26 protein-coding genes are annotated in these 26,920 nt (G+C 56.1%); 14 read left to right on the top strand and 12 right to left on the bottom strand.

Annotation, left to right across the window (positions count from 1 at the left end; genetic code table 11):
• Positions 1 to 73 precede the first annotated feature (73 nt).
• Positions 74 to 706 (top strand): SH3 domain-containing protein, encoded by a 633-nt coding sequence (locus NC979_RS18945; protein ID WP_190516492.1) that lies wholly within the window; start codon positions 74 to 76, stop codon positions 704 to 706.
• Here NC979_RS18945 and rarD read toward each other — a convergent pair.
• The 5 genes from rarD to NC979_RS18920 form a co-directional block, all read right to left on the bottom strand.
• Positions 684 to 1,604, bottom strand: a complete 921-nt coding sequence (rarD, locus tag NC979_RS18940; RefSeq protein WP_190516490.1) for an EamA family transporter RarD — start codon at positions 1,602 to 1,604, stop codon at positions 684 to 686. The genes NC979_RS18945 and rarD overlap by 23 nt on opposite strands.
• Before the next feature lie 36 nt (positions 1,605 to 1,640).
• Positions 1,641 to 3,203 (bottom strand): ATP-binding protein, encoded by a 1,563-nt coding sequence (locus NC979_RS18935; RefSeq protein ID WP_348253802.1) that lies wholly within the window; start codon positions 3,201 to 3,203, stop codon positions 1,641 to 1,643.
• Between the two features lie 90 nt (positions 3,204 to 3,293).
• Positions 3,294 to 4,802, bottom strand: coding sequence for a UDP-N-acetylmuramoyl-L-alanyl-D-glutamate--2,6-diaminopimelate ligase (locus NC979_RS18930; RefSeq protein WP_190516484.1), 1,509 nt, complete (start codon positions 4,800 to 4,802; stop codon positions 3,294 to 3,296).
• Between the two features lie 31 nt (positions 4,803 to 4,833).
• Entirely contained in the window at positions 4,834 to 5,121 is a 288-nt protein-coding gene (locus NC979_RS18925; RefSeq protein WP_190516481.1) for a glutaredoxin family protein, read from the bottom strand.
• Positions 5,122 to 5,144: 23 nt separating this feature from the next.
• Positions 5,145 to 6,059 (bottom strand): helix-turn-helix domain-containing protein, encoded by a 915-nt coding sequence (locus NC979_RS18920; protein WP_190516479.1) that lies wholly within the window; start codon positions 6,057 to 6,059, stop codon positions 5,145 to 5,147.
• A 263-nt stretch (positions 6,060 to 6,322) separates the two neighbouring features.
• Here NC979_RS18920 and NC979_RS18915 point away from each other — a divergent pair, with 263 nt between their 5' ends.
• From NC979_RS18915 to NC979_RS18885, 7 genes are all read left to right on the top strand, one after another.
• Complete coding sequence (locus tag NC979_RS18915; protein WP_190516476.1) at positions 6,323 to 6,955, top strand: FMN-dependent NADH-azoreductase; 633 nt, start codon at positions 6,323 to 6,325, stop codon at positions 6,953 to 6,955.
• 87 nt (positions 6,956 to 7,042) lie between these two features.
• Positions 7,043 to 7,525, top strand: coding sequence for an anthrone oxygenase family protein (locus NC979_RS18910; protein ID WP_190516473.1), 483 nt, complete (start codon positions 7,043 to 7,045; stop codon positions 7,523 to 7,525).
• Between the two features lie 314 nt (positions 7,526 to 7,839).
• Positions 7,840 to 8,700 (top strand): class D beta-lactamase, encoded by an 861-nt coding sequence (gene blaOXA / locus NC979_RS18905; protein ID WP_431191089.1) that lies wholly within the window; start codon positions 7,840 to 7,842, stop codon positions 8,698 to 8,700.
• Positions 8,701 to 8,753: 53 nt separating this feature from the next.
• Positions 8,754 to 9,305, top strand: a complete 552-nt coding sequence (locus NC979_RS18900) for a dihydrofolate reductase family protein (RefSeq protein WP_190516471.1) — start codon at positions 8,754 to 8,756, stop codon at positions 9,303 to 9,305.
• 129 nt (positions 9,306 to 9,434) lie between these two features.
• Positions 9,435 to 9,974, top strand: a complete 540-nt coding sequence (locus tag NC979_RS18895; protein WP_190516468.1) for a GNAT family N-acetyltransferase — start codon at positions 9,435 to 9,437, stop codon at positions 9,972 to 9,974.
• A gap of 118 nt (positions 9,975 to 10,092) precedes the next feature.
• On the top strand, positions 10,093 to 10,497 hold the full coding sequence (locus tag NC979_RS18890) for a hypothetical protein (RefSeq protein ID WP_190516466.1): 405 nt from the start codon (positions 10,093 to 10,095) through the stop codon (positions 10,495 to 10,497).
• 510 nt (positions 10,498 to 11,007) lie between these two features.
• Positions 11,008 to 11,187 (top strand): hypothetical protein, encoded by a 180-nt coding sequence (locus NC979_RS18885; RefSeq protein WP_190516460.1) that lies wholly within the window; start codon positions 11,008 to 11,010, stop codon positions 11,185 to 11,187.
• A 1-nt stretch (position 11,188) separates the two neighbouring features.
• Here the strand turns inward: NC979_RS18885 and NC979_RS18880 are convergent, their stop codons facing one another.
• From NC979_RS18880 to NC979_RS18855, 6 genes are all read right to left on the bottom strand, one after another.
• Positions 11,189 to 12,679 carry a cache domain-containing protein gene (locus NC979_RS18880; RefSeq protein WP_190516458.1) on the bottom strand — a complete coding sequence of 497 codons (1,491 nt, stop codon included), beginning with the start codon at positions 12,677 to 12,679 and terminating at the stop codon, positions 11,189 to 11,191.
• An 84-nt stretch (positions 12,680 to 12,763) separates the two neighbouring features.
• Positions 12,764 to 14,047, bottom strand: a complete 1,284-nt coding sequence (locus tag NC979_RS18875; protein ID WP_190516456.1) for a dicarboxylate/amino acid:cation symporter — start codon at positions 14,045 to 14,047, stop codon at positions 12,764 to 12,766.
• A 15-nt stretch (positions 14,048 to 14,062) separates the two neighbouring features.
• Positions 14,063 to 14,983: a transporter substrate-binding domain-containing protein gene (locus tag NC979_RS18870; RefSeq protein ID WP_190516453.1), complete on the bottom strand. Its 921-nt coding sequence runs from the start codon at positions 14,981 to 14,983 to the stop codon at positions 14,063 to 14,065.
• Between the two features lie 116 nt (positions 14,984 to 15,099).
• Positions 15,100 to 15,888: an aspartate/glutamate racemase family protein gene (locus tag NC979_RS18865; protein WP_190516450.1), complete on the bottom strand. Its 789-nt coding sequence runs from the start codon at positions 15,886 to 15,888 to the stop codon at positions 15,100 to 15,102.
• A gap of 452 nt (positions 15,889 to 16,340) precedes the next feature.
• The gene (locus NC979_RS18860; protein WP_347403905.1) at positions 16,341 to 17,921 is read right to left on the bottom strand and encodes a sensor histidine kinase; all 1,581 of its coding nucleotides are present in this window, start codon (positions 17,919 to 17,921) and stop codon (positions 16,341 to 16,343) included.
• Between the two features lie 150 nt (positions 17,922 to 18,071).
• Positions 18,072 to 18,428, bottom strand: coding sequence for a hypothetical protein (locus NC979_RS18855; protein WP_190516445.1), 357 nt, complete (start codon positions 18,426 to 18,428; stop codon positions 18,072 to 18,074).
• Positions 18,429 to 18,871: 443 nt separating this feature from the next.
• Between NC979_RS18855 and NC979_RS18850 the strand changes: the two genes are divergently transcribed.
• From NC979_RS18850 to NC979_RS18835, 4 genes are all read left to right on the top strand, one after another.
• On the top strand, positions 18,872 to 19,522 hold the full coding sequence (locus NC979_RS18850; protein WP_190516443.1) for a hypothetical protein: 651 nt from the start codon (positions 18,872 to 18,874) through the stop codon (positions 19,520 to 19,522).
• A 255-nt stretch (positions 19,523 to 19,777) separates the two neighbouring features.
• Positions 19,778 to 21,628, top strand: a complete 1,851-nt coding sequence (gene ilvB / locus NC979_RS18845) for a biosynthetic-type acetolactate synthase large subunit (RefSeq protein ID WP_190516441.1) — start codon at positions 19,778 to 19,780, stop codon at positions 21,626 to 21,628.
• A gap of 173 nt (positions 21,629 to 21,801) precedes the next feature.
• The gene (locus NC979_RS18840; RefSeq protein ID WP_190516439.1) at positions 21,802 to 22,329 is read left to right on the top strand and encodes a hypothetical protein; all 528 of its coding nucleotides are present in this window, start codon (positions 21,802 to 21,804) and stop codon (positions 22,327 to 22,329) included.
• A gap of 33 nt (positions 22,330 to 22,362) precedes the next feature.
• The gene (locus tag NC979_RS18835) at positions 22,363 to 24,225 is read left to right on the top strand and encodes a peptidoglycan D,D-transpeptidase FtsI family protein (RefSeq protein ID WP_190516438.1); all 1,863 of its coding nucleotides are present in this window, start codon (positions 22,363 to 22,365) and stop codon (positions 24,223 to 24,225) included.
• A 12-nt stretch (positions 24,226 to 24,237) separates the two neighbouring features.
• Here NC979_RS18835 and NC979_RS18830 read toward each other — a convergent pair whose 3' ends face one another.
• On the bottom strand, positions 24,238 to 25,071 hold the full coding sequence (locus tag NC979_RS18830) for a metal ABC transporter solute-binding protein, Zn/Mn family (protein WP_431191088.1): 834 nt from the start codon (positions 25,069 to 25,071) through the stop codon (positions 24,238 to 24,240).
• Positions 25,072 to 25,311: 240 nt separating this feature from the next.
• Here NC979_RS18830 and NC979_RS18825 point away from each other — a divergent pair, with 240 nt between their 5' ends.
• Entirely contained in the window at positions 25,312 to 26,052 is a 741-nt protein-coding gene (locus NC979_RS18825; protein ID WP_190516435.1) for a metal ABC transporter ATP-binding protein, read from the top strand.
• Positions 26,015 to 26,920 (top strand): metal ABC transporter permease, encoded by a 906-nt coding sequence (locus NC979_RS18820; RefSeq protein ID WP_431191087.1) that lies wholly within the window; start codon positions 26,015 to 26,017, stop codon positions 26,918 to 26,920. Before NC979_RS18825 ends, NC979_RS18820 begins: the two co-directional genes overlap by 38 nt.

Genomic DNA, 26,920 nt, shown 5'->3' with positions numbered 1-26,920 from the left:
CTAGCCAAGCAGGCCAATCACGATGTTTTTTTGAGATACTCTTGACTGGCAGAACCTATAGTGAGGCAATGGTATGGCAGTAAGCATAGACCCCTTGAGACCGCTGGCGATTGGGCTGGCGACAACGGCGGCGATCGCCTATGGTTTCACCCCAATTGCCCTAGCCCAGGGGTCTAGAATCGTCGTTCAAGGCCTGCAAGAAAACCAGAGCCTCATTCGCGAGTGCCGACGGCTCAACCAATCCGTCGAGGTTTTTGACAACACCAGGCTGGGGCCCATTGCTAACCGCCTGGGTACCCTGCCAGCCGGTACTCAGGTACTTTTAACTGGGGTTGTCACCGAAGGCCGGGCTCAAATCTTTTTAGGGAATAACTTCAACGGTTTGTCATCTGTACAGCCTATGGGCTGGATCAGCGCCTCAGTTTTATCGCCTTGCAGCGTCAGGCCACCATCGGCAGCACGGGCCTGTTTTCGGGCCAATGTGCGGCTTTCGGTGAGGGCCACACCTGCCACAAACGCCAATATTATTGCTGACTACAACGCCGGAGATACCATTTACTCCTCTCGCAATCCACCCTGGCGGCAGAACTCCGGCGATGGCCGCACTTGGCTAGAGGTCACCATCTTTGATGGCAGCACTGGCTGGGTGACCGAAACCAGCTCCTACGGACAAGTTATAGACATCAGCGCAGTTCCCTGTCCCTAGCCCACAGTGCCGTGACCGAGTACAGCAGCAGCGCCGTCCAAATACAGCCAAAGGTGACTACGTGAACTGGGGTGAACGGCTCGCCGTAGACAAACACCCCCAGCAGCAGCGATAGCGACGGGGCCAGGTACTGAAAGAAGCCGAGGGTGGCCAAAGTCAACCGTTTGGCCGCTTTGTTAAACCACAGCAGTGGCATCGACGTCGCCACCCCAGCCCCGATAAACAGCAGGGTGATCGGCAGGGTTTCCCCAAAATGTCCCTGGCCGCTGGCCGCGAGCCAGCTCACAAATAGCAGCACCAGGGGGGTAATCAGCAGGGTTTCGACCGCTAGACCTACCAGCGGGGCCACCGCCACTACTTTGCGGAGCAGGCCGTAAAACGCAAAGGAAATCGCCAGGGCCAGGGCAATCCACGGTACGGTGCCCAGCTGCCAGATGAAGTAGCCCACTCCAACTACCGCCAGGGCTACGGCCACCTGTTGACCTCGGTACAAGCGCTCTTTGAGAAAGATAAATCCCAGCAGCACAGTCACCAGCGGGTTGATGTAGTAGCCCAGGCTGGCTTCGACGACGCGATCGCTATTCACCCCGTAGATATATAGCCCCCAGTTGAAAGTCAGCAGACTGGCGGTCAGCAGCAGCACCAGTACTTTGCGGGGCGATCGCAGTAGCGTTTGCAAATCCTCCAGCCGCCGCTGCACCAGCAAAATGCCGACTAAAAATACCGCTGACCAAATCATGCGGTGGCTGAGCACCTCTACGGCAGAGGCAGCGCCCAACAGCTTCCAGTAGATGGGCAGTAGCCCCCAGGTGCTGTAAGCCAACAGAGCATAAATCGCCCCCGTCTTGGCATCGGAGCGATCGCCCGGGGCAGCCGGCGCAGATTTAGGTGAGGTCAAAGAACAAATTGCCGATCAAAGCACACATTCTAACGGTCAGGAACGACGATGGTGAATGGGCAGCCGCACCACCATCGTTGTCCCTTCGCCGGGCTGGCTGCGGGTTACTACAGTGCCGCCACAGTACAACAGCAGCTGCTGCACAATCGATAGCCCCAAACCGGCCCCCTCGGTTTCAGCAGGCGGCAGGTTGCGGCCCCGATAGAAGTGCTCAAAAATGTGGGGCAGATCGCCAGCCGAAATGCCGATACCAGTATCACGCACTTCGATCTCGGCGTGGTCTGCGGTGCTAGAAGCCGTCACCCAAACCTGACCGCCGCTGGGGGTGTATTTCAGGCTGTTGTTCAGCAGATGAATCATCACCTGTCGCAGCCAGCTGTCGGGGCAAAGCACCGGCGGCAACCGGCTAGGAATGGTGTAAGCCAGCATAATGCCCTTTTCTTCAGCCAGGGGCTGATAGGTGCTGACTACTGGGGGCACGGTTTCCGACAAATTTAGCGGGTCAAGCTGGGCTTGGCTAACGCTGGTCTCCATCTGTAGCAGGTTGAGTACGCCGCTAATCAAAGCACTCTGGCGATCGCACTCATGGCTAATCATCTCCATATACCGCTGCCGCTGGGGAGGCTTAAGGTGGGGCGAGTCAAGCAGGGTCAGGGCGGTTTTGATGGTGGTCAGGGGAGTGCGTAGTTCCTGGCCCACCGTGTTGAGAAAATCATCCTTGAGGCGGAGAGTATTGATTAACACCTCGTTTTGGGATGACAGGCTCGACATATTCAACGCCTGTCGGCGGTAGGTCGAGGCCGACTGGCGCAGGTGCTCCTGACGCTTGAGCTGCCAGTTGAGCCAGCGATCGACCAGGGTGAGGTAGGTCGGGGTGAGTGAATGGGTGGGTCTCAGCTGGGGCCACTGCTGGGTCAGGGCGGCCAGATCGAGCCCGACATCGGCGGTGCCCAGACCTTGATCAATCTGGCGGCGAATGGCGCTTACCACTGTCGCCACCAGGTCAGGATTAATGGAACAACACACTGATAGATACGACGATCGCGCCGCCGTCGCTTCTTCTAGAAGCGGTGAGGCCTCGTCGTCATCCTCTGAGTCGCGTTGGCCCTCGGGGGTCAGTCGCTGACTCTGCCCTGTAGGAGTAGCCGACAGCGGCTGCAGCCGATGGGCGATCAGCATGGCCGCAAAGGACTCAGATTGCACCACCACAAAGTAGTCGCCTCGCCAGGTGTGGCTCTCTGGCAAAGGCACCACTACCTCGTTGCCCAAGTTGGGCGAGGGCTCTGCATCAGGACGCGCAAACCGCAACACCCGATAGGGCAGCTCCAGCCCTTGACCGTAGCGCAGCACATCCTCATTCCACAGATCGCCCACAGGCAGCTTTACTAGCAGGTGGGCTTGAATGTCGTGGGCTTCAAGGAACTCTACAGTCGATTGTAGAATCGCCTTAAACCCCTTAGGTTTTACCTGGACATAGTCTGGGGCTGCCGCAGTCAGCTGTAGAAGCCGGTGCAGCGACACCTCTTGTTCTTGGTAAGACTGCATAGTGCTCCAACGGGCCGGGGCCAGGCTAGCGCCTACCCAAAACGAGGTCAGCACTAACACTTATTAGGGTATCTTTAACCACTGAAAATGGCGGTGAGAATGTTGCGTGTGTTCACATAACGCCGCCATTTCAGGGCAAAAACGTCAGCTCATATACCGTTTTTCGAGAAAATGACGCGCCTGCTCGCGGTCGTCAAAGTGAATTTTTTCGGTGCCAAGAATCTGGTAGTCTTCGTGCCCCTTGCCCGCGATGAGAATGCCATCCCCCGGCTGGGCCAAGTTGATCGCCAACTGGATGGCGGTGGCGCGATCGCCCACCACCTGATCTTCCCCTAGCTCCGCCGGGATGCCCGCCACCACATCGTGCAAAATCTGCTGGGGGTCTTCGGTGCGGGGGTTGTCGGAGGTGACCACCACCACATCGGCCAGTTCGTAGGCAATGCAGCCCATCTGGGGACGCTTGGTGCGATCGCGATCGCCCCCGCAGCCAAACACGCAGATCAGTCGCCCCGGCACAAACGGCCGCGCCGCCTGCAGAGAATTCTTCAGGCTGTCCGGCGTATGGGCATAGTCCACAATCACGCTGATATCCTGGCTCTCAGAAATTTTCACCTGTTCCATGCGCCCAGGTACGCCGCCAAAGCCCGGCAGAGCGGCTGCGACAGTGTCGAGGGCCACGCCCAGGTGCAGAGCTGCCCCTACCGCCGCCAGCAAATTCTCTAGGTTAAACTGCCCCACCAGCGGCGAGCTAAAGGGCACAGTGCCCGCTGGGGTCTTCAGCGTTCCGGTGACGCCGTTAGCCTGGTAGGTGAGATCGCCGGTGTACAGGTCGGCAGCGGGATTTTGGGTGCTGTAGGTCCAGACGCGATCGCGGGGCAGCTGGGCAACCAGTCGCTCTCCGTAGGGCGTATCGATATTCACCACCGCACGACCCGCCAGATATGCCTCGCTAAACAGCAGCGCCTTAGCCTGGAAGTAGTCCTCCATGTCGCTGTGGTAATCGAGGTGATCCTGGGTCAGGTTGGTGAAGACTGCCACCTCAAAGGGACAGCCCCATACTCGCTTTTGAGCCAGGGCGTGGGAGCTGACTTCTAACACCGCATAGCGACAGCCCGCATCTCGCGCAGTAGCCAACTCAGCCTGGAGTTCGACCGCAAAGGGGGTGGTATAGAGAGCGGTTTTCTGATGCCCCGGCCAGCGGGTGTAGAGCGTTCCTAACAGCGCCGTGGGTTGCTCCGCGGCATTCAACAAATGCTCGATTAGGTGGGTCGTTGTCGTCTTGCCGTTGGTGCCTGTCACCCCCACCAGCCCCATCTGACGGGCCGGGTAGTTGTAGAACCGAGCAGCCACTTCAGCACAGGCTACCGCCATATCGGTCATGGGCACCACGCAAGCATCGCTCTCGGCTGGGCGAGCCTGTAAGGCTTGGGTAGACACCAGCGCCGCCGCTGCCCCAGACTCTACAGCGCTGGGCCAAAATTCGCCGCCATCGACCCGCGTACCCGGCATGCCAATGAACACATCCCCCGGCTGGCAAGCGTGGGAATTGGTGCAGATGCCTTTGATGTCAGGGTCGCCTATCCCCTGCGGCAGCGAAAACCCAGTCTCGATCAGCCCACCGGGAAGGTTCTCAAGCAGTTGGCGCAGCTTCATGTCAGCAACTCCTCACATCATTGAAGTTGCCCTATTCTGCCTTACTCTGACCCACATAAGTCTGTATCAATTGCTCCACCTTGGCCTGAGGTGCCCTGGGCGACAGGCGCGGCAGGGGAATTTCTTGAAGGCCAGAGTCGCCCTCGCGCACACAGCAGAGCACCGGAATCTCGTACTGGTAGCGCTGAAACCAGTCGTCGCAGGTGGTAATGTCGCGCACCTCTAGCTCAAAGGGCAGGTGGGCGGCGGCTACGAGTTTTTCTTCGAGCCCTTCGCATAGGTGGCAGCCGGGCTTGCTGTAGAGCACAAATTTAGTCACGGGGTCAGTCACGGAAAGGGCGGTTACTGCACGATCGCTCGGTAGGCGCTGGGGGTGGTGCCGGTGGTCTGGCGAAACTGCTTGCTCAGGTGGCTATGGCTGTTGAACCCACACAGCAGGGCGATTTCCACAATAGAGTGGTTGGTTTGTTTCAACAACTGCTTGGCCCGCTCGACACGCTGTTGCAGCACGTACTGATAGGGGGCCATTCCCATCGCCTGTTTGAACTGATGGCTGAAATGGAAGGGGCTGAGACCTGCGATCGCCGCCAAATCCGCCAGCTTAAGGTCGGCATCCAGGGCTTCGTGGATGTGATCTAACACCGGCAAGAGCTGGCGCTGGGGCAATCCGCTGGGGTGAATGGGCAATGGTGGTCTGGCGACAGCGTACTGCCGCAGCAGGTGCACCGCCAGTAGGTTGGTCAGCGACTCGACGTAGAGCTTGCCACCGGGGTTGGCTTGGTTGAGTTCGTCGAGCAGCATCAAGGCGATCGCCTCTAAGCGCCCATCTCGCAGGCGAAATTCGGGGATAAGCTCGATGCGATTAGGATTCAGCCCCAGGGATTCTTGGGCGACGGTGGCCATAAAGCCGGAGTCAAGCCGCAGCTCGACGTAGTGGTCATCGTCCTGCCAGCGGGCAAAAAACGGCGTTTGGGCTGGTGTAATGGAAATGTCGCCTTTGCCGTAGAGACTGCTGTGGGTTTTGCCGTCTTTAATCTGCAAAAATCGCACTGGACGGGCCGCTAACGATAGGCAAATCGTATGCTGCGCTTCTGAGGCAATCCGACATTCCCCCGGCGGGTGCTGAAACTGCCCCACCTGAATGTGCTCCCAGCCCAAGTCCCGACTCGATAGATTGGGTAGACAGATGAATTCAGCGTTATCTATTCCTAGGTGGTTTTGCAAACCCTGAGCATGCCTGGTTTTAGCTGCATTCATAGCTAAATTCTCCGTTGGAGACAGGTGACGCCAGGCCCGTCTGCCCAGCCCCTCAAGTCTATCTGGCAGAATGGAACAATAGGCGAGTTCTCACTCTCATAGCGGCCGAGAAAAGCGATGACCCCCCACGTTGCGATCGCAAAATGAACTGCTTGCTAGGTTAACCACCAGTTCACCGCAAGATTTTGACAGCCCCCCAAGAATCAAATAGCGCCCAGTCAACCAGGTTTCCTAGGCTAAACGGGTACTGACTTGGAGGCCCTATGGCGCACCTTTTGCACATCGATTCCAGTCCGCGGGGCGATCGCTCCCACTCTCGCCGCATGACCCGGGAGTTTGTCGCAGCCTGGCAACAGACCCACCCCAACGACACCGTCACCTACCGCGATGTCGGTCGTCAACCAGTGCCCCATGTGGATGAGCCTTGGATTGCCGCTGCCTATACCCCAGACGACCAGCGCACCCCCGAGCTATGGGAGGCGATCCGGGTGAGTGACCAGCTCATTGACGAACTGATCGCCGCCGATATTCTGGTAGTTGGCGTGCCCATGTACAACTTCAGCGTGCCCAGCACCTTCAAAGCCTACATCGACCAAATTGTTCGCCTGGGCCGCACCTTTGCGATCGACTATGAGAATGAAGCAGACCCCTACAAACCGCTGCTCCACGGCAAAAAAATGTTCGTGATCACCGCTCGGGGAGCGTCAGGCTTTGGTCCCGGCGAGCGTTACGGCCACATGAATCATCAAGATCCTTACCTGCGGGTAGCGTTTGGGTTCATTGGCATCACCGATATCACCTTTGTGCATATCGAAAATGACGAGCACAGCAGCGAAAGCTTAGCCACCTCGATTGCGGCGGCCCAGGCCCAGGTGGCAGAACTGGTTGCCGCTTGATAGAACCTTCGACTCAAGTAGCGGGTGTGATTTCAAAGAGCAAGCCCTCGTCACCATCACACCCTCATTGCCCTATCAGGAGCCACTATGTCCTCTATTGATGCTGGACTCACCCTCAAACTCTGCACCGCCTTGGGTTGCGGGCTAGTTGCAGGCGTCTTCTTTGCCTTTTCTACCTTTGTGATGCAAGCCCTGGGCCAGCAACCGCCTGCCCAAGGCATCGCCACCATGCAGTCAATCAATATCACCGTGATCAACCCCTGGTTTATGGGCGTGCTGTTTGGCACAGCGGCAGGCTGCCTTGGCCTAATCGCTGCTTCGCTCACCAAAGGATTGCCTGGCGCTAAGTATCTGCTCATCGGCAGTCTGCTCTACCTGCTCGGCACCATTCTTGTCACCGTCGCCTTCAACGTGCCGCTTAACGATGCGCTGGCGAGGGTAAACCCAGACAGTGCCGAGGGAGCCAGTTTCTGGACCAAATATCTGGCTAGCTGGACGCTGTGGAACCACGTTCGTACGGGGGCGGCGCTGGCAGCAGCAGCATTGCTCACGCTCTCCCTCCGTCTGTAGAGTGGTAAGTTTTGGGAACACAACGGTTGGTGCGATCGCACAACCACTAACAATCCATCCAGCAGATTGATCAACGCGGTTAAATATAACTGCATGCCACTGGCCCACCCACTGACCAGCCCCCTCGCGTTCCAGCTACCCCAGGTGAGTTTGTTACTCAAACGGGCAGTTGAGCAGCCTGGGAATTCGATTGACTGGCCTCGTAGCACTGATAGATTCAGCCGTCTTCAACCCTGCGTAGGCTAGACAAGTACCCAGGTACTATGTACAGTTGATTCCGCGCCAGAAAATTGCCCTTTTAGGAGATCAATATTGTGGATCGTGCCTATCGATGGTTTTTTGGGTTAGCCGTCAGCAGCTTGGTTGCTATGCCGATGCCGCCTGCCGCTGCTCAGTCCAGCGTGGAGCCGATCGCACCGACGATCGCCCAGCAAACGGCCGGTGTAGAAGCCCAATTTGCCCAACACTTTCAAGCTCTAGGGGTGGAAGGGGCGATCATCATCCACGATGTAAACCAGGATGTGACCTACGAGCACAATCGCGATCGCAACCGCCAGGCCTTTCTGCCCGCCTCCACCTTCAAAATTCTCAACTCGCTGATTGCTCTTGAAACTGGGGTAATTCCCAACGATCTGGCTATTTTGACCTGGGATGGCGTTGAGCGCATGGTGCCCGCCTGGAATCGCGATCAAAACATGCGAACAGCGTTTAACCTGTCCGCCGTTTGGTTTTACCAGGTGCTGGCGCGGCGGGTTGGGCACGATCGCATGCAGCAGTGGGTCAACGAGGTGGGCTACGGCAACCAAATCATCGGCAGCCCCGATGCGATCGACAGCTTCTGGCTAGAGGGCGACCTGCGCATTACGCCCCAGCAGCAGATCGAGTTCTTGCAACGTCTGCACCGTAACGAACTGCCTTTTTCTGAGGCGACAATAGCTACGGTAAAAGACATTATGATCGCCGAGCGCACCCCCGACTATACCTTGCGGGCCAAGACCGGCTGGGCTGGCCTAGGGGAGGCCGATCAACCCCAGATTGGCTGGTACGTCGGCTATCTCGAACGAGGGGACAACGTCTACCTGTTTGCCACCAATGTTGACATGCGCCAAGACTCTGACGGTCCAGCCAGGCTTGAGTTGACCCGCCGCTGCTTCGCCAGCCTAAATCTTTTGTAGCGTAGTCTAGACCGCCGAAAACCTGACTTCATACAGGGAGCAAGAGATCGGATATGGCCACCATTTACTACACGGCTACCAGCTTAGATGGCTTCATCGCCGACCCAAACAACTCCCTCGACTGGCTATTTCAGTTTGGGGAGCTAGAGCCGAACACATTTGACGATTTTTTGGCTGGGGTGGGCGCGATCGCCATGGGTTCCACCACCTACCAGTGGATCTATGACCACGATTTTTCCTCTGAGGCAGAGACCCCCCAGCCCTGGCCCTACAAAGTACCGTCCTGGGTCTTCAGCTCGCGCCAGCTGCCGACGATTGAGAATGCCGATGTTCGGTTTGTCAGCGGCGATGTCAAGCCCTTTCACCAGGAGATGGCGATCGCCGCTGGCGACAAAAATGTGTGGATTGTCGGCGGCGGCGATCTAGCAGGCCAATTCTACGACGCTGGGCTGCTCGATGAAATAGTTGTCCAAATTGCCTCGGTCACCCTGGGCAGCGGCGCTCCCCTGTTTCCGCTGCGGGTCGATCCGCCCTTAAAGCTGCTGTCAGCCAAAACCTATGGCCACAACTTTGTGGAATTGCACTACCAGGTTCCGCGCCAGTAATACAGATCAGGCAATTTCGCAGCCGCCTGAGTTGACACCCTTGAAGATTGATTTCGCCTTCTGACGAAATAGTATGCAAAAACTATAGTGGTTGGGCGGCTAGCCAACATTGATCAGCAGGTAACGACCATGCCTGAGTCAAGCACCATTACCCTGCGGCCCGCTACCCTAAGCGACGTAGACCTGATCCGCCACTGGGATGAGCAACCTCAGGTGATCGCCGCCGACCCCAACGACGATTGGGGTTGGGAGGTAGAGTTAGCCCGCACCCCCACTTGGCGCGAACAGCTCGTAGCCGAGCTTGACGATCGCCCCATTGGCTTTATTCAAATCATTGATCCCGCCCAGGAAGACAGCCACTACTGGGGCGACGTACCGGCCAATTTGCGGGCGATCGACATTTGGATTGGCGAAGCTACTGAGTTGGGCAAAGGCTATGGCACCACCATGATGCGGTTGGCCCTAGCTCGCTGTTTTGCCGATCCGCTAGTGACAGCGGTGCTGATTGACCCGCTGACCAGCAACACCCGCGCCCACCGCTTCTATGAGCGCCTCGGGTTCAAATTTGTGGAACACCGCCAATTTGGCGACGACGACTGCTCGGTTTATCGCCTCGATCGCACCGATTGGGCCAATGCAACACCTAACCTGGAGAGTCATAGCAAATGATGATCAACTGTGGTTAACCTAAACTGCTTGGGTTAAACCGGCAAAATAGTTCTGCCTATTCTGAACTAGTTTTACCCAAGCAAACTGCTTTTATCTAAACGTGTCAGGCTAAAGCTTTATGACCCTTGAAGAGCTACAAACTGAACTCGCTGAGATCAATCGCTTGGTAGCTAATTTGCAAACGTCGGCGGTTTTGGAGAAATACTACGCCGAGAACATTGTCATGATCGAGGGAGATGGCACAGTGACTTCAGGTAAAGAAGCTTGTCGCCAGGGTAGAGAAGTATTTTTTAGAGACATGCTGGTCGAGTTTAGGCAGTCACGGTTGATTAGCCAAGATGTTGCTGTTTCGGCAGATAAAAATTATGACTTTGTCGTTGTCTCTAATTGGTACAACGACTTCACGATAAAAGTTGGCGATCAGTTAATCGAAAACAAAAGCAACCAGCTTTCAATTGGCTTTTGGAAAGATGGATTGGTTGTCAAAGAGAGCTACAACTATCCTGTCATGTCAATCAGGTAGTAACCCCTCCACAATTTCTCAGACCTTCATATCGAAGCCACGTAAGATTAGAGCCTCCAACATTGTCACGGCTACAACACCCTGCTCGATAGGATGTTGTGGCTGTGCTTCATAGTTACGGACAACAGACTTTATCGTTATTGACGCCGTAGGGCGATCGCTCGATCAGAGTTTTGCCGAGAGTCTGAAAGCATTGAAGCACAGAGCTTTAGAGGCATGCCCGATCGCTGTAGTTGCAGGTTTTGGTCCTAAAAGCGATCGCGCCTTGCCTATTTGCAGTATTTTGTAGTACGCTGTAGCATGTTGAGACGCGATGCTTGTGCGTCGCCAAATTTATGCAGGAATAGTTGCTCAGGCTAATGACAATCTCTAGCAGCCTATTAGTGCCAAAAAGGCGCAGCAGGCTGGTGTTGTTTTGCGGGTAAAAGCCCTCGTGGGTTTAGCTATTGGCAGAGCAATTGCGTTTTTAGTCTTAACTGCCGAGCTCTAAACACCCAGCCGAGAAAAACCATGCTGCTCTACCTTCGCATCCCCGATTACTTCAAAGATAAAAGCTCAAATCCGCCGATTCCTGAGTCGACAAACGTTCTGTTGCAGGACTTGATCGCTCGCCATCACCAAGCAGCAGCGAGCAAACTTTATCAACGCGCCAAGGAGGACTATTTTTGTCAACGGCGCTTAATTCTCTGATCTAAATTCTGGATTCGGCCGCTTCAGCTCTATTGCTTTCAGATGCAGCGATCGCTTTGCTGCTGTTGCGATCGCGTAGCACTTGAGCTTTGGCCACCAAATCTTGGAAAAAGTCAGTTTCAACAATTTCTTGCACCTGTTTTTGGCGCTTGGTTTCATCGATTTCAATCCGGAGGTCGCGCACCTGCTGCTTCAGCTTTTGTTCGCGGCTATAGACCTGCTGAGCCATGCGGTCAAACACGCGAGCGAGCTGGCCAATTTCGTCAGTGCGGCGGGCGATCGCCCCAAGCTGGCCCAGATCAAATTTTTCAGCCTCAATGGCGGCCGCCGTTCGAGCAATGCCGAGCACCGGGCGGGCAATCAGGCGATCGGCCATCAGCACCGCCGCCCCTGCCGTTAGCCCTGTAAAAACAGCGATCACACCCAGCAGAGTGCGCTTGTTGCGGTTGACCTCTACTAGGTAGCTCGACTCGGGGATGACCGTGCCTACCACCCAGTCTAGCTGTTCTAAGGGGGTAAACGAGATCGAGTAGCGCTCCCCTGTAGCGGGGTCTTTAAAGGAAAACCGCTGTAATTCGTTTAACCCCTCCAAGTCAACCCCCTGCTCCCGCAGGGTCTGGCTGGCAATTTTCAGCAACGAGTTTTCTACGGTCTCAAGCTGCTGGAGGTGAGGGTCAGCGGCATCTTGTCCTTGGGCGGGCATCACTTCGGCCACGTCGGTAGAGGCAATCAACTCTTGCTGAGCGTTGACGATAAAGGCCTCGCCCCCATGGCTACCCTTTAACTGCTGCAAATAGTGCGAGAGCTGAGTCAGCTCAATACCGACTCCAATCACCCCCCATACGTCTCCCTGGGCATTGACCAAAGCCGTAGTGGCATCTAACCCTGGGCTTTTGGTCGTGCGGTAAACGTATACCGTCCAGGCCCGTTTTTGAGGAGATTCTAGGGCGCTCCGATACCAAGGGCGATCGGGGGCAAAGAACGACGGCTCCATTTTGTAGGTCTCAGTACCCACTGGTATGAACCCTTCAGCTTCGGCGTTGTAGGTGTTGACCGTAGCGGTAGTACTTTGGCTTTTCTCATCCCAATCGCGCAGGTGAAAGTGCATCTGGCCATCAGGAGTGCGCTGAGCGCCGAAAAAATCGCCGTTGGCTTCGCCGTACTGGACCCAGGTAAAGTTGGGGTTGGCCCGCAGCACGCTGAGCAAAAACAGCTCTCGGTCCTTAGGATTCGTGAGATTGATTAAATTCTGTCCCAGGCTGCTGTTTAAGAGCGACTGCGCCGAGTCGGCATTATTAAACAGCTTCTCCACCTCCTGAGAGGTACCTAGGGTAATCTCCTGGTTCACCTGATCAACAATGGTGTCAATGTTGCGCTTTGACACCAGCGACCAAGGCACATAGACGATCGCTGCCGTCGTCCCCACCGTCAGCAGCATGGCCCCCACAAGGGTGGCTTTAAGACCGGGCGGTTTAGGAAAGCGAAGGGGCATGGGGAGGAGTAGGTAGAAGGCAGAGAGTAAACGGGTGGTTGAGAGCGAGAAGACAGGGAGACAGGCGCCTACCACCTCATCTCTCTACCTTTCGCGCTCCGCCACTAAGGCCGTGGCCGCCATTCCCGTGTGCACAATGCCCAGGGTGCGGAAGGGGTCCATCAACGGGTCAATGGCAATAAATAGGACAAGCACCGCTTCTAAAGGAAGCTTGAGAGGATCCAGCACCAGACCCAGCATGGTCAGGGTAAGAATGCCTGTCATCCCAGATGTGGCCATCCCCGCGAGAATAGAGCCCACAATTACTATGCCCAGACCGGCCAGTCCTAAATCGCGCTGATAGAGCTGCACCACAAATAATGTGGCGGAGGCAAAATACACCACTGAGCCAAAGCGACACAGGGTAATAGCCAAGGGCGTTACTAGATTTATGGTTTGCGAGTTAAATCTGAGGTGATCGCTGAGGCTAGTGATTGCTGCTGGCAAGCAAACTAAGCTGCTAGAGGTGGCTAGAGACAGAATGGTGGGATCTTTAAGGGCTAGCAGAGTGGGCCATAGCCCAGCCCCCGATCGCTGCCAGATAACTAGAGTGCTGATCAGGTAGATCAGGGCAAAGGTGGCGATCGCCACCACCACAAAATCGACCATCGACAGCAGCACCTCTATTCCTACCTGAGACAGTTGGTAGGCAAGCAGGCTGCAAAGGCCAAACGGCAGCAGATAGGTCAACCCATAAATCACTTTGTTAAAGGCCTGGTAGAGGCTGTCGAGGGTGTCAAATAAGGTAGTAGTGGTCGAGGCTTTGACCAAACCCAGCGAAACCCCAAAAATCATGGCAAACAGCAGCACCTTCAGGGTTTGGCCTTCGCTGAGGGCAGCAAAGATATTGTCGGGCACCATACTGTTGACCAGGGCGTTAACGTCGCTCCCTGAGGCTTCCGGTAGGGGTCCGCTTAGAGCCATTTCCAGATCGACGCCCGACTGGTTGACCAATACCCCCAGCGTTTGCAAGGTATCTGTGGTGAGGTTGCGACCAGGGCCAGCTAGGGCGGCGATCGCCGCCGCGATCGCGCTCACTCCCAGCAGGCTCAGCGGAAACACCACCACAATGCGCTGCACATACTGCCGAGCATCGTGGCTCTGCATCAGTCGCCCCAAGCTGTTGGTAATGGCCGCCAGCAAAATCGGCAGCACGCACATCTTCAGCAACCCTAAGTAAAGGGTGCCAAAGGGAGCAATCCACAACGCCACCTGGGGTTGGGTGGTACCAATCAATACGCCCAAGCCACCGCTGATCAAAATTGCCCAAGGGCTGCGCAACCATTCAACAGAGACCCGGTGGGGAATGTAGGCTTTCAGAGGAACCATGGGTGTTGTCAAAAACTACGGTTGCGGCGGGCTTTGGGCAGCCCAGTAGGCGGCGTATTCATCTAGCACCGTATCTACGGTGTATTGGGCTGTCAGAGTATCCAGGTATTGATCGACAAAGGCGAGCAGATGGGCACTGCTCCAGGGCAGCACCACGGCCAAAGAGTCTTGGGTATCGGTGAGGGCAATAGTTTGCAGTTGTAGCGCCGCATCGGGTCGGGTGCGCACCACCTTCTTCACTTCTAGCTCATCCCGGTAGGCGGCCAGAATATCGCCCCGCACCACCGCTTCCACAACGTCTTCCCAGGTGGGATATTCCACGATGGTGGCCTGGGGAAACTTCTGCTTCAAAAACCCCACGTAGGATGATCCCTTGATCACCCCCACCTGGCCTCGCAGATCGCGAATGGTTTCAACTATCGATCGCCCCTGGGTTTGCTCCGCCATTTGCAGACGGTTTACTAGCAGCCCCTGGCGCATGCGCAGGTATGGCTGCGAAAAGCGCACCCGCTGCGCCCGCTTGAGGGTGCGGCTAATTTTAGAAATCGCCAAATCGGCCTTTTGCCCATAGACCGTATCCACCACCTGATCAAAAGTTTGAGCAGAGCGGGTAATCTCGAGGCTTACCCCTAGCTGGTCAGCCAGGGCGCGAGCCAGTTGAATGTCGAACCCATTGAGCTGTGCCTCCGTCTGCATAAAAAACGGCGCATTGTCTTTGGCCAGCACCGCCACCGTCAGCTTGCCTCGCTGCAAAATGCCTTGAATATCGGGCGGCATCGCTGACAGCTGCGCTGTGGTTGGGGCAGAGGCAGCTGATCGAGCCTGGGCAGCTCCGGTGGCGCGAGTGGTAGTGGCACTGGCGCTGGTAGGGGCCTTGGGGGCTGCCTGGGCTGCATCGCTTAAGCCAAGGGTTAAGACTAAAGCGATTGACAGCACGAATCCGAGCGCCAGATTACTTAGCCACTCGCTGGTTCTCGCTCTCCTCAACCTGAGCAATGCCTTCGGAGAATAAGGATCAGTGATTGCCATCGATTTCTGCACCATGCATTCTCCTAGGCAGCTTGCCAGAGCGGCAGAGACCGAACGCCCCAAGCCAGATCCAGCGTGATATCGGCCACCACCTCTAAAGGATCCACCCAGGGCAATGGCAGCGATGGCATTTGGGCGAAAGCCACAGACAATTCTGTACAACCCGCTATTACTACCTCGGCCCCTTGGGTTTTAAGCCAGCTCGTCGCCTGCTCTAATACGGTCAATGCTTTGGTAGATACCTGAGTCCCTGTGGTCTTTATTCCCCATTTGGGGTGGTAGATCGACTGCATCACTAAATCTTGCCAAGGAGACTGCTGCTCAAAGCCCATAGGGGTGAGCCCCACCTGACTCAAGCTGCGGTCGTATAAACCACACTGAACCGTGCCGTCAGTAGCCAGCACTCCAATCCGCTGCATTTTGGGATACGCCTGGCGAATGTAACTTGTGGTGCAGGCCATTAGGTGAATCCAGGGAATGTCGATCTGGGCCTGTACCTGGTCGTAGACACCATGGGCCGTATTACAGGTGACGATTAAAAAGTTAGCCCCGCCTCGCTCTAGCAGTTGGGCATAGCGCACCAGCTCCGGCACGCAGTCTGGCCCAACGCCCTGCAAGCTTGCCGTGCGGTTAGGAATCGTGGTGCCATTGACCAATATCCACACGGGATGGTCTTGATCTCCAGTGGCACCCCGGCTCACATTTCGCTGAATTAGCCGCTGCTCAAACTGCACATGGGCCATGGGGCCAAGGCCGCCTAAGATCCCTGGAACAGCGACTTGTTGATTCTGGGAGAGTAGCGGCGCAGTCATGGAGTTCCTTAGATGAATCTGAAGTCAGCAACAGAATCCAGCGACCTTTGAGAGCTCCGTCCCCTAGCTAAAAGCAACTAGCTAGTTGGCTAAGTCTTACCCCACCGCTATCACCAAGGAATGCCCTCACTTAGAAGGGAAACATGCGCGTCTGCTACGAGCACAGAGTTCAGGAGGGCGGGTACTAGCCCCAGACACCGACCGAAGGGCTCAGCTAATGCCACGCTTATTCATCGATCGCAGGCCCTGGCACAAAAGCTCTGCCTGGAGATTGCCCAGAAGAGCCAAACGAATAGCAGTGATAAAGCCCAAAATTTAGGTCTTGAGCCAAAAACCCCTAGGTTTTCACCACCTGCTTGGAAAATTGGTTTATTTTCTCGGGGTAATTACTTAAACATGAAAAAAGGGACCCTCCACAGAAGATCCCTATCAAGTCCAAAATCCACAGCGGCCTACAGTGTTTTAGTCTCCAAGGGCAAGAATACCGTCAGCACTTCGCCAGCCTGAGGACGCTGCCGCACGATGAGTTTGCCGCCCAAAGCTTGAAACAAATTCTTGGTAGCGTTGAGGTTAAGGCTGAGGCCGCCGGTTTCAGGCTGAAACATCAGCAGCTGCCCCAGGGCCTTAAATGGCGATGAGAAGGGATCATGCTTGGGCTGGTCATCACTGCCTGTGGGAGGCAGCGACTGAAACTGTAGCTTGAGCTGGTGCCCAGCCAGGGTGACCGCCAGCTCAATGTGGCTGTAAGGGGGCAAGCTGTGGGTAAAGCGATCGATCAGCCCAGTCAGCACCTGGGTCAACATGGCTGGATCGCTATTTACCATGGGCAGACAGGGGGGTACATTCACCGTCAGGCTGAGGTTGCGGCGACTGGCCTGCTGCTGCCAGCGAGGAATGGCATCGTCAAACAACTGGTTGAGGGAAATTGCCGACAGGGGCGATCGCGGCCTGGCCGTCCGGTCAGTCTCTAGCTCTACGGCCCGAAAAATCAGGCTAAAGCGATCGATTTGCTGGGTGCATTCGCGATCGATCAGCCGCAGACGCTTACCCACTTCATCGCTGATATCTTTGCGCTTGAGCAGCGATCGCGTTAGCGTGCGAATAGTTGTCAAAGGCGTACGAATCTCGTGGGCCATTGCCTTGAGCAGCTCGGTGTCGGGGCTATTCTCCGCAGCGGGCTCAGGGTTTGCCTCAGCAGCACTGCCGAGTACAGGTTCAAAATGAGAGGGCGAGTCAGTCTGAAAGGCTGCCACGGTAGGACGAGCAGGCAGCGCCAAGGCCGGCATAGTCACAGCCGATCCATGGACCTCACTCTCTGCTGCCCCATAGGGCAGATGGCGCAGTTGTGCCATCAGCAAATGGCTGTAGCGAGTCACCAAACGATAGTCGGGCTCGACGGGAGGGAACTGTTCGATCAGGCAATCGAGGGCCTGCACCAGAGGGGGACGGGTGGCCACAACGCGATCGCGCAAGCGTTGCCAGCCCTGCTCCACCACCTCAGGAGCAAAGGAAAACTGAAACTGGGGCAGGCCGTGGGCATCGTAGCCCAACACCAGCAGCAGGCTGAGGTGCTGGGTCAGCAGCAGACAAAACCGTTCTCCCACCAGCGGATCACTGCTGGTTAGGGGCACCATCTGTAGATCACAGGCGGGAGCGGCTGTCACTCCCTTGCCTTGGCCTGGCAGCAGCGGGCGGGTTACGGCCAGAATTTGCTCCAGTTGTTCGGGTACCAAAAGCCAGTGATTCAACCGCTGCCCATTGAGGCGATCGGGCAGCACCGGGAATGGCCCCGACAGCACACCTCCCATCAGCGGCATCAGCCCCCCCACCTCTGGCTCAGCAGAGTTGGGAGGAAACTCGAGTAGCAGTCGGATCAGGGCTGTAAGGCCACTTAGCCACTCCTGCTCAGCCTGAATATGGGCCTGGGGTGCGCTAGCACCAGCTCCAGGCTGCCAATGGGCCGCCTCTGGCCGAGGGCCAGAGGGAACCTGCTGCTCACTGAGCAATGGACTAAGGGGTAGAAACTGCTGCACCAAGGCGTCACCTGTCTCTGCGATCGGCCAACTACGGCACTTAAGCCACAGTCAGCAGGTTGCCCACTCAGACAACCCACCGTCTATTACGAGACTACGCCCTTAATCATGATTGAGCTATGGGTAGAACCGAACGGAAACCCGGCCAATCTATCCGAACCAGCTTGATGGAATTGGCTCAGCCTCAACCCGCTCAGCGCTGGGGCGACGCTGCTCAATCTCAGGCCGACCCAGCAAAGCCTCAATTCCTTGATGAATCAGCTGATTGATCTGATTGTGCTGTTCAGAAGAGTAGCAGTGCCCTGTCGGTGCCATATCGCAGGCAGTTCTGCTATCCATCGTGACGTAGACAACAGGCAGCCGAGCTAGAACGTAGGCGGTCAGTTTTTGCCGCAGTTCAGGAACCGCAAAAACCTGGCGATATTCGTAGAGCGGATAGGCTGCCAAAATAGCGTCAATCTTATCTGTTACGATCGGTAAAGTTAGGTTGACAATGGTTTGAGCCATTTGAATTAAACTCCAGGAGTATTAAGCGGCAAGATCAGGAGTAGATACTTCACTCACGGACTGGGGCTCAGTCTAAACAAGCTAAGAAAAGCCTGTGAGCAATGTTAAAGAGTTGAAAAACTGGTTCACCGAATAGACCAACTCAGCTTAGGGATTGATTTGAAGCGACGGCTAGAGCCGGTCAATAGAAATGTTCTAAAGCTTTGCAGTGAAGCACCTCCCAACTGACCTTAGATATTCCCTATATATGTGCGCCGATGGCGATCCCCTTACCTAAGTTTTAGGAAAAAATCATTTTTCTCTTTCGAACGATTATAAAAACTACGTAAACTGACTCGTTTCTCAATCGTTGTTGTTTCTAGCAGGAGTGTTATTCTCTTAGCTATTACAATGCGTGTCTATTGAGCAAATCTCAACCCAATCAACAAAGAATGTGGTAAACGGTGGCACTGCGGCAAATTGTTTTATTGATCTGTGGCGGCATACACCCGCCTAGCTACACGGGGCAGATTTTGGCTACGATCGCCAAAGATGAGGCCCTGAGCCAATACAGCCAGGTTGTATATGCGCCCCGTTCCACGCTGGGTGTGCTTTCACCTTTTGCTCTGCGCAAAGCTCTCGAGGCTAAGGCTGGATTGAGCGACGAGCTAACAGGAGCGTCAAGCTTTGCACCCCACTCGGGACATAACCTAGACCACACCTTTCTTGAAGGTGCACCGCCAGCACTTGTAATCTGGGCATTTAGCGCGGGTTGTGTAGGGGCAGCAGCCCTAGCTACTCACTGGCACCGTTACCAAGGGCCAGTGCTGGTCCTCTTAATGGCAGACGGCTGGGGCGTGCCCCGCGACCCCGAGGTGCCAACCTATCGACTCAGCCACGATCGCACCACCCACAACACCTCTCGCGGTTTGGGAGCAGGAGATGTCGATTTTTACGCCGATCCGGCCGTGCCGCATCTCCACCTGTGGCAGCATCCTCAGGCGGTAGTGGGTTGGGCCACGGCGCCAGGGAAAGCTAAGGAGAGCTTGACCGCCGCGGATTTTCTCTGCCGGCGATCGCGCCACGCCATTAACTGCTACACCGCCGGTTCATAGCTGAATATCAACACCCCATAACCAGGCGGCCCAAAGTAAGCCCTGCGGCTAGGATGACCCTAGCCTGTGCTGCTAATATGATGAGGATAATGAGGAAATGTTCTTCATTTAACAGCATTTAGCACCACGATTCCTGTAAAGCAGCGGCGGTGAGCCTATTCACTGCCCGTGTGGCCTGAGGGAGAAAATGTTCTGACTTTATTTTCTTCTTAACTAATGCAACCTAGCCCTAGCCCAACTCAAGCACCCGCCGCTATGACAACTCCCATTGCCGCTCCTAACAGTGTTCTTGTGCGCCGCGCTTCTGGCGCCTTTGCCCTGATCGATAGTCTCAGACGGCACGGGGTAGAACATATTTTTGGCTACCCGGGTGGGGCTATTTTGCCGATCTATGACGAGCTGTACCGCGCCGAAGCCGCTGGGGGCATCAGTCACATCCTGGTGCGCCATGAGCAGGGCGGCGCCCATGCCGCTGACGGCTATGCCCGCGCCACGGGGAAAGTGGGCGTTTGCTTCGGCACCTCTGGCCCTGGAGCCACCAACCTGGTAACCGGCATTGCCACCGCCCAAATGGACTCAATTCCCATGGTGGTGATTACGGGTCAGGTGCCTAGCCATGCAATCGGCAGCGACGCCTTTCAAGAGACCGACATCTTCGGCATCACGCTACCCTTGGTCAAGCATTCCTACGTCGCTCGCACCCCTGAGCAGATTCCGCGCATGGTGGCGGAGGCCTTTTACATTGCCCAGACCGGTCGCCCTGGCCCGGTGCTAATCGACATTCCTAAAGACATCGGTCTAGCAGAATTCGATTACGTGCCCGTGGAGCCCGGCCAGGTGAGTCTGCCCGGCTACAAACCTACTGTTAGGGGCAACCCCCGCCAGGTCAATCCGGCTTTGCGCCTCCTGCGCCAGAGTGAGCGCCCCCTGCTCTACGTGGGCGGTGGTGCCATTACCGCTGGCGCCCATGCCGAAATTCGCCGCCTGGCAGAATATTTTCAAATTCCCGTGACTACTACGCTGATGGGCAAGGGCGCCTTTGATGAGCATCACCCCTTAGCCCTTGGCATGCTTGGCATGCACGGCACTGCCTACGCCAACTTTGCCGTCAGCGAATGCGATCTGCTGATTGCCGTTGGCGCTCGCTTTGACGATCGCGTTACCGGCAAGTTAGACGAGTTTGCCTCCCGCGCCCAAGTCATCCATATCGATATTGACCCGGCTGAGGTGGGCAAAAATCGCGCTCCCCAGGTGCCTATCGTGGGCGATGTGAAGCACGTACTGACCACCATGCTGAGCCGCCTAGAGGAAGAGAATCAGCTGCCGCCCCCCAACCAAACGGCAGCCTGGCGCGATCGCATCGATCGCTGGAAGCGCGACTATCCCCTGGTTGTGCCCACCTATCCCGACGAGCTGTCTCCCCAGGAAGTGATCCACGAGCTGGCCATTCAGGCTCCCCACGCCTACTTCACCACCGATGTCGGGCAGCACCAGATGTGGTCAGCTCAGTTCCTCAAGAATGGCCCCCGCCAGTGGGTGTCAAGCGCGGGACTAGGCACCATGGGCTTCGGCATGCCTGCCGCCATGGGAGTGCAGGTGGCACTGCCCAACGAAACGGTGATCTGCATCAGCGGTGACGCCAGCTTCCAGATGAACTTGCAAGAGCTAGGCACCCTGGCTCAGTACAACATTCCAGTCAAAACGGTGATTGTGAACAACGGCTGGCAGGGCATGGTGCGTCAGTGGCAGCAGGCCTTCCACGGCGAGCGCTACTCCTCTTCTAATATGGAAGTGGGCATGCCCAACTTTGAGGTGTTGGCCCAGGCCTATGGCATTAAGGGCATGGTGGTGCGCGATCGCGACCAGCTCACCCCAACCGTGGCCGCCATGCTGGCCCACGACGGCCCCGTACTGCTCGACGTGCGCGTACGCCGCAACGAAAACTGCTACCCCATGGTGGCCCCTGGCAAAGGCAATCACCAAATGATCGGTCTACCTGAGGTACATGGCACTGGCAGTAGTACAGGTCTGACACCCTGTGTTAGTTGTGGACACCAAAATGTCTCAACCAGCAACTTCTGCTCGGAGTGCGGCACAAAGCTATAGAGCATAAAAACATCATTTAAGGTTGTAGAAAGGGTCAAGATTTAGGGATCGGTCCTACTTTTTGGCCCTTAAACTCCAGCCCTTAAATGACTCATTCATTTTGCTGGTTGATAGATCAAATTTTTCAGAATGCAGTATCCTGACTTCAGTTTCATTACTGGTGTGGGTCATCTATGTCCGCTGCGCTGAAATCCTATGTGCCCCGTCCGGTGCCGTCTCGGCCTAGGGCAGCGACAGCACATGTCCAAGGCTCCGCCACTCGACCAGCAGAAATTAGGCCAGGGGTTTCTGCGCCCGTAGTTCTGCCCCAGGCCCCAGGCTTAAATTCTCCGAGCCCAGCGGTGCGGCGATTGGCCCAGCTGCACTTGGTATCGTCAGCGCTGACCGCGTCTTTAGTAGCGCTGACTTTAGTGAGCTATGGCACGTCAGTTTATGTCAATCGCCAGCTCAATCAGGCCAGTCAGCAGCTCAATCGCCTGCAGCGCAACGAGCAGCAGCTCACCACCGCCAATGAGGTGCTTAAAAATCATTTAGCCCAGCAGGTAGAGGGGAGTGAAATGGGGTTTCAGCCACCTCAGCCGGGCAGCGTCATCTTTCTCAAGCCGGCGTCACAGGCTGCTGTGGCGATGCCGGCTCCCGTACCAACATCGCTGATGGGACGATTGGCGTTACCCAAGGTGGATGTCCCTTTAGGTTACTAGGCCCTAGCCTCACCGTTTACCCGCGTTGCACCCATGGCTAGCTCTGCCTACTCTACCCGTCGTCGCCGTCGCCGCAAACAGCCTCAGCCTCGCCCACCGGCGGTGGTTCCCTTCAACCCAGCAGCCAACCGGGTCAGAATATTATTGGTGTGGGGATTGCTGGTGCTGTCGCTGGTTGCGATCGCGGGGCGATTAGCCTGGCTACAGCTAGCCCAGGGCGACAGCCTATCTAGTTTGGCCCAGCAGCAGCGCCTCACATCGCCAGTGCAGCGGCAGGTGCGACACTCCATTGTCGATCGGCAGGGCAATGTGATCGCCGTCGATCGCGTGGTCTATACGCTCTATGCCCATCCTCAGCTCTTTGATCTATCGATTCCAGAGATGGCAGCGACCCTAAGCCCGCTGCTAGAAAGCCCAGAATCTGATCTAATTAATCAGTTTAGCCAGCAGCCTACCGGCATTCGGCTAGCCGACGGATTACCCGAAGCAACTGTCGATCGCCTGCGTGCCCTGCGCCTTGACGGGCTCGAATTCAATCCGCAGCAGCAGCGTTTTTATCCGCAGCAGCAACTGTTTGCCCCCATTGTCGGCTTTGTCAATTTTGACGGACAGCCCCAGGCGGGTTTAGAAATTGCCTATCAGGATCAGCTGGCTCTGACACCGGCCGAAAAGGCATCTCCAGCTGAGACGGAAACTCCGTTAGAAATCTATGGGCCGCCAGCGCCTGGTGCCACCGCAGAGGTTGCCGCTGCTAGCCCTGCAGATCAGCTTGATACTGAAAGTAACACCGTTGACTCGGAGCTAGACAGCACTGCTAGCCTGCGTCTCACCCTCGACAGTCGGCTGCAACGGACTGCCCAGCAGGAGCTACAGGCGGTGGTCGATCGCCATAACGCCAAACGCGGCACGGTCATGGTCATGGAAGCCCAAACAGGTGAAATGCTCGCCCTGGCCAGTGTGCCCACCTACGACCCTAACCAGTATTTCAAAACCGACCCCGAAGCTCTCAAGACCTGGGCTGTGAGCGATCTCTACGAACCCGGCTCTACCTTCAAACCAATCAACATTGCGATCGCCCTAGAAGCTGGACTAATCAGCGCCGACGAATTTGTTAACGACAGCGGTCAAATGCAGTTTGGCGAATGGAAGATTAGAAATCACGACTACGCCACCGCTGGCGGCCGCGGGCCGATTTCCATCACTGATGTGCTGAAGTACTCCAGCAATGTGGGCATGGTGCGAATCATGCAGAAGATGCCCGCCGCTGACTACTTTAGCTGGCTTGAGCGACTCAGCCTCGATCAGCCCACCGGCATAGATTTACCCGCAGAAGCCACTGCTCAGATGAAAGACCGCGAGCAGTTTGTTCGTAGTCGAGTCGAGTCAGCCACCACGGCCTTTGGCCAAGGCTTTTCGCTGTCGCCTATTAAGATGGTGCAATTGCTTGGCACCCTGGCCAACGGCGGCAAACTGGTTACCCCCCACGTAGTCAGCGGTATGGTTACTGAATCTGACAAAGAGGTATGGACTCCAGATCGTCCCCAGCCTAAGACCGTCTTTTCGCCCCAAACCACCCAGCAGGTGCTCACCATGATGGAAGCCGTCGTCAGCGAAGGCACTGGTGATGCTGCCAAGTTATCCGGTTACCGCATCGGGGGCAAAACCGGTACGGCTCAAAAGGCGACCGTTTCGGGGGGCTATGGCCGAGGCCGCGTCACCAGCTTTGTAGGCATTTTGCCCATTGAATCACCCCAATACGTGGTGCTGGCTGTCATCGACGAACCCCAGGGAGACGATGCCTACGGCTCAACGGTCGCTGCTCCTCTGGTTAAGAAGGTGATCGAAGCGCTGGTGGTGCTTGAAGGGGTACCACCCAATGCCGCTGCTACCCCCTAACGGGTAGACCGCTTAGAAGGGGGATTCTGTCACTGTTCCGCCCAGGTTTTCAACGATCGATCGCGTATTGGCTATCACCATTTTTAGGTAGCTATCCCCGTCGCTACCAGGAGCACCAATAGAGTCAGAGTAGAGCGGTTGGGGTGCCAGGTCTACCCCAGATTCGTTGGCCACGGTGGTAATGAGCTGGGGATTGATGGTGGTTTCGGCAAAGATAGCGGGTACTCCCAACCCCTGGATGGACGCGACCAGCTGCTGCACGGTGCGAGCGCTGGGTTGCTCCTCGGTACTAAGACCAATTAGGGTGCCCGCTACCGTGAGACCGTAGGCGTTGGCATAGTACTGGAAAGCATCGTGGGTAGTGACCAATTGCCGCTGCGTTGGAGGAATGGTAGCCGTTTGGATCTCGACCCAGCTGTGGAGCTGCTCAAGTTCAGCAATGTATGCAGCGGCGTTAGCAGTAAACAATTCTGCCTGGTTGGGGGCTAGTTCAATCAGCTGATCCCGAATCGTTTCGACCATGGGCACCACATTGCTCACATCGCCCCACACATGGGGATCGGGTACGGTGGTCGTCCCTTTTTGCAAATCTAGGGGCGGCACCACCTCACCTACGGCTACTCGCTGGGCATCTACTCCGGCCGCATTGAGCAGTCGCACCAGGTTGGGCTCTAAGTTATAGCCGTTGTAGAAAATTAGGTCAGCATCTTCAAAGGCAATAGTGTCGGCAGGTACAGGTTCATAGACGTGGGGATCAGCCCCGGGCTGCAAAATGCTGGTCAGGGCAACTTGATCGCCACCCACTTCGGCTACCCAGTCGGCAATCAGGGTGCTAGTAGCTACCACGGCAGGACGCGAATCGTCGGCTTCACCGGGTGCAAGTTCTGACTGTTGAGCAGAGTCACAGCTTATCAATCCCAGCCCTAGGAGCAATACCGCAGCGGCTGTTCTTCCATACCGTGGATACAGATTCACGCGTTGCATAAGCTGCTTTTCATAATCATTTCATTTTCAAGATACAATACATTTCATAATCATTTCATTTTCGCGATTGCAGCTCCTCACCCCTGCGTTAGAGATACCATCATGGCTCCTGCTCCTTACATCACCATCGACCACCTAAGCGTCAACTACCGCGACGTGCAGGCCTTGCGCAACATCAACCTTACCCTGCGCCCTGGCAAGCTGGTGGGCGTCTTTGGCCCTAACGGTGCGGGCAAAAGCACACTGATCAAAGCCATGCTAGGGCTGATGCCATTGGTTACTGGACGCGTCACCTATGGCGAGGACACCTTGGCCCACCAGCTTGAGCGGGTGGCCTACGTGCCCCAGCGATCGCAGATCGACTGGACGTTTCCCGCCACTGTTTGGGACGTAGTGATGATGGGCCGGGTGCAAAAAACTGGCTGGTTCAATCGGTTTTCAGCAACCAGCCGCCAGATTGCCAAAGAAGCCCTAGAACGGGTGGGAATGGCTGAGTTTTGCGATCGCTCCATTGGAGCCCTCTCCGGCGGGCAGCAGCAGCGGGTGTTTTTGGCCCGCGCCCTGGCCCAGGAAGCTGACATCTTTTGTTTTGACGAGCCCTTCGTCGGGGTTGATCAAAAGACTGAGGATGTGATTTACAAGATTTTCCGCGAGCTAGCCGCTGCAGGCAAAATCGTTCTAGTCGTCAACCACGACCTGGGCGAGTCGATTATGAACTTTGACCAGCTCATTCTTCTCAACAAAGAACTGATTGCCACTGGCCCCCGCGACTGGGTGCTCACCCGCGACAATATGACCCGTGCCTATGGCGGCCATGTGGGCTTCTTTGGCCATGTCGCCTGATCTGGCACTGCTGAACGGGCTGACTGAGCCATTGCAGTACGCCTTTATGCAGCGATCCCTAGCGGTGGCAATTATGGTGGGGATCATCTGCTCAGTAGTGGGCAGCTACCTGATGGTGCAGCGCCTGGCTCTGCTGGGCGATGCCATTAGCCACTCGGTGCTGCCGGGGCTGGCGATCGCATTCTTGCTAGGCGTCAATATTTTTATCGGTGCCTTCATTGCTGGAGTGTTGAGCACCGTGATAATTGGCTGGATTCACACGCGATCGCCCATCAAAGAAGACGCCGCTATGGGTCTTGTCTTCTCGGCCTTTTTTGCTCTGGGCATAACGTTAATCACCACTATCCAAAAAGACAATAAGATCGACCTCAACCACTTTCTGTTTGGCAATATTCTGGGCGTAACGGCCGGGGAAGTGCGCGATACGGCCATTATTGCCGCCTTAGTACTCCTAGTCGTGGTTCTGCTCTACAAAGAGCTACTGTTCTATAGCTTTGATCCCCTCGGAGCCAAGGCCAGCGGTCTGCCCACTGGGCTGCTCCACGCCGGGCTAATGGTGCTGATTGCCCTCACTGTTGTGGCCAGCATGAAGGTGGTAGGGGTGATTCTGGTGCTGTCACTACTGATTGCGCCAGGAGCTACGGCCTACCTTCTGGTACCCCGTCTGCACCAGGTAATGCTGCTGGGCGCAGGGGTCGGGGTATTTTCGAGCGTCAGCGGCATGTATTTGAGCTATTACCTCAACCTGCCCTCCGGTCCGGCCATTGTGATGGTGGTATCGACGTTGTTTGCCTTAGCGTTTTTATTTAGCCCCCGTTATGGCGTGCTGATGGGCCCCAAACGATGGCCCTTTAGGGTCAGTCGTTAA

This window comes from Leptolyngbya subtilissima AS-A7 (genome assembly GCF_039962255.1).
GTDB lineage: Bacteria > Cyanobacteriota > Cyanobacteriia > Phormidesmidales > Phormidesmidaceae > Nodosilinea.
Note: the sequence above shows the minus strand (reverse complement) of the source record. Positions and strands in the feature narration are given on the sequence as shown.